This window comes from Trebonia sp., from assembly GCF_049794275.1.
Taxonomy (GTDB): Bacteria; Actinomycetota; Actinomycetes; order Streptosporangiales; family Streptosporangiaceae; genus Trebonia.
Map to the genome: position 1 here is coordinate 1 of NZ_JBARCR010000504.1, position 3127 is coordinate 3127.

Annotated in this window: 1 protein-coding gene; it reads left to right on the forward strand. The window is 64.9% G+C overall.

What is annotated here, in order from left to right:
* Positions 1 to 2269 precede the first annotated feature (2269 nt).
* The gene (locus tag WA805_RS13680) at positions 2270 to 3127 is read left to right on the forward strand and encodes an MOSC domain-containing protein (protein ID WP_422339878.1); all 858 of its coding nucleotides are present in this window, start codon (positions 2270 to 2272) and stop codon (positions 3125 to 3127) included.

Here is a 3127-nt window from a genome sequence, read left to right on the forward strand (position 1 = left end):
TCTCCGAGAAAGGCAGAAAATGGGGTGTTACATACGCGATCGCTATGTCTGGTAAGGAGTGTTACCAGACATCAGCCGCACCGAGCGGGCGTGATCCGTGCCAGCCGCGTGCCAGAACGGGGCGAAATCCGGAGACATTGACCAGCACCAAGACGACAACGAAACCGGCTCTGACCAGCATCGCAGCAGTCGAGCCTCGACCCGAAATCGACATGGTAAGGAGAAGGTCTACGGTTCGATTCCGTAACGGGGCTCCAGCCTCGTCGCCCGACGGATGAACCTCCAGGGAAGGGTGGCGCATTCGCGCCTATACGGAGAGACGACGAGCACCAGGGCGACGAGCACTCGGAGAGCGGCCCAGGCGGGGGCTCGCGCCCCCGTGCCCCCCGTGTATGGCTCCGGTCGCCCCGCTTTTTCACCCCCTACCGTCCTACGCGGACGCGGCAGGATCTTCCCTGCACCAGCGCGGGGGAACCCCACACCCCCATGGCTGGCGTGCCATTAGCGTGTCATTAGCCGCGGTGTCCAGCGGTTTGTTACGGTCACTTCCAGACATCTCGCTCTGCAGGTCAAGCTACATAGAAGCCCAGACCGTTCAGCTTCCCAAGCTGACAGTGCGCGGGCGTACGGTTAGAACCTGGACTGTGCCTGCGCGCCGACGTTGGCGGGCATCACAAGCCGGGATCCACAGGCGGAGCAGCGACGCGGCCAGCCTGGCTCGCCATGACTCTTCCATGAAGCAGGGGAAGGTGAGCATGGTGAAGGCCAGGCTTGCCCGGTGGGTTAGCCGATGGCGTGAACGCCGTCTGGCCCGCGAGCAGACACGACAGACACCGGCAGCGCGGCAGGCGGCGCGTACCGCAGAGGGGCAGCGGTACCACTCCACCGGTCAGGGCCCGTAAAGGCCCAGTGTCCTCCGTCCCGGCATCTTTACGCCCATAGCTGGGTTGCAGTTTGGCTTGCAGTTCACCGCCGTGCAGTGCCGTCCAGGGGGGACCGGCTAAGGACGTTGGTCCAGGCCGAACCGATCGGGACGGCTCAGCCCCAAGCTGCTAATGCGATTGCGGCTTGGGAGCCACGCTGGGAGCCACCACAACGAACAACCTCGTGGCGCTCCGGACTCACACGGACAACGCGCAGCGAGCCGACCGAGGTCACGGACCGATCTGAACAGGTCCGGATGCTGGTACAGGAATCTACGGATCAGAAGGTAGCCGTCCGCGTGCCCCAGCAGATGGACCGCCCGGTACTTAAGACGTATCGTGACATTGTGGACCCGGGCAAGTGTAATTACTCGGTAGGAGCAAGGTAATGCTGACCGGTGTCGCGCTTATCCCGCAGACGAGCCATAGCTTCGGCGTCGGCGTCTTGTGTTTGTCTTCGGTATCGTTTTTGTAATCATGCTGGGCCTCGTACTTATGTACGGACGGGGAGGCCAGTCCCGGCGCCGGACTGCACACGGGGGCGGGCGGGAGACTGCACACCGTGCCAGTCGCGTGCCAGAACGAGGCGCAAACCGCGGACATCGAACGGTATCCAGACGACGACCAAACCAGCCGTGACCAGCAAAGCAGCAGTTGGCGGCTGCCGGGGAAACGACCTCCTAAGCGGTAGGTCGCGGCATTCAAGTCTTCGGCCGCCAGGGCTGTGATCACGCAGGCCAGGTCTGAGATCCCAACGCGTGCGAGTGTCCGATTTTGGGAGCCAAACGGGAGCGGCCACTCTCGTGTACGCGGAGATCAGATGCCGTCAGCGTAGCCCCGCACACCGCCTTGACCTGAACGTATGTTGGCTGCCAGTGGCCTTGTTCACGCGGTGGCGGTGTTCGGGACGAAGAGGCGGCCGGTTCAAATCCGGCCACCCCGACCCAGCTCACAGGCCATGACGCACCAGTCAGAGTCATGGCCTTGGTCTCAGTGGTAGTGGTTCCGCTGTGGCCGACCAGCCGTGAAATCTGCTCGATCGGCACACCAGCGTCCGATGGCAGCGAGACGAAACTGTGGCGTAGCTCGCGCGGTGTCCAGTCAGCCGGATTGAGGCCTGCAGCCCCGGTGACCTTGCGGAACGCACCTGGCGGCTGTACACCATCACAGCCCGGGCGTAGTGTCGCCAGGGAACGATCAGAACGAGTCCGCGTTTGACCCAAAGCGTGACTACCACTGATTGTGTCGCTCCGGTCCCTGGCGACATGCCCAGCCACTCCTGCTAGGAGCAAGCTGCCTCGGCGAGGCAGGAATCCTCACGCAGGGCGGCGCCGAAGGGGACCATCATGAAAACGGACCCATCACCCTCACCATCCACGCAGGCACGCTGTGGCTCGGTTGCCGGACTGTGGCGCTACCCGGTGAAGTCGATGATGGGCGAGGAATTGAACGCTACCGAGGTCACCAACTACGGCCTCCTCGGCGACCGGAAATTCGCCGTTGTCGACCCGGTGACGGGGAAGGTCGCGGGCGCCAAGAATCCCCGCAAGTGGGGCAACTTCTTCGAGTTCCGCGCTGCCTACGCCGAGCCCCCGCACACCGGTGGGAAGGTCTCTACCGTCCGGCTGACTCTGCCCGATGGGACCACAGTCACAAGCGACCAGCCCGACCTGGCGCAGCTTCTCTCCAAGGCGCTCGGCCGGGAGGTAACGCTCGCCGAAGCATCCGGTGAGGGTGCCGCGCCGGCCGCGACGGCCGAGGAGTACTGGCCGGACATGGAAGGCCTGGACTACCGGGACACCGTGGTCGACTGGGAGCTGCCGCCGGGGACGTTCTTCGACCTCGCCATCGTGCACCTGCTGACGACGGCCACGATCGACCGGCTCCGCGCCGAGTATCCCCAGGGCCGCTTTGAGGCCCGGCGGTTCCGGCCGAACATCGTCGTGGCCACCGGCCCGGACGAGCAGGGTTTCGCCGAGAACGACTGGATCGGCCACGCGGTGGCCATCGGCGACCAGGTCCGCTTGCGGGTCACCGGTCCTTGCCCGCGCTGCGTCATGACCACGCTGCCGCAGGGGGACCTGCCGAAGGACTCCGGCATCCTGCGCACCGCGGCGCAGCACAACCAGGTGAATGTCGGCGTCTACGCCGACGTGATCGCAGGCGGCACCATCCGGCGCGGCGATCCGGTCACGCTCATCTGA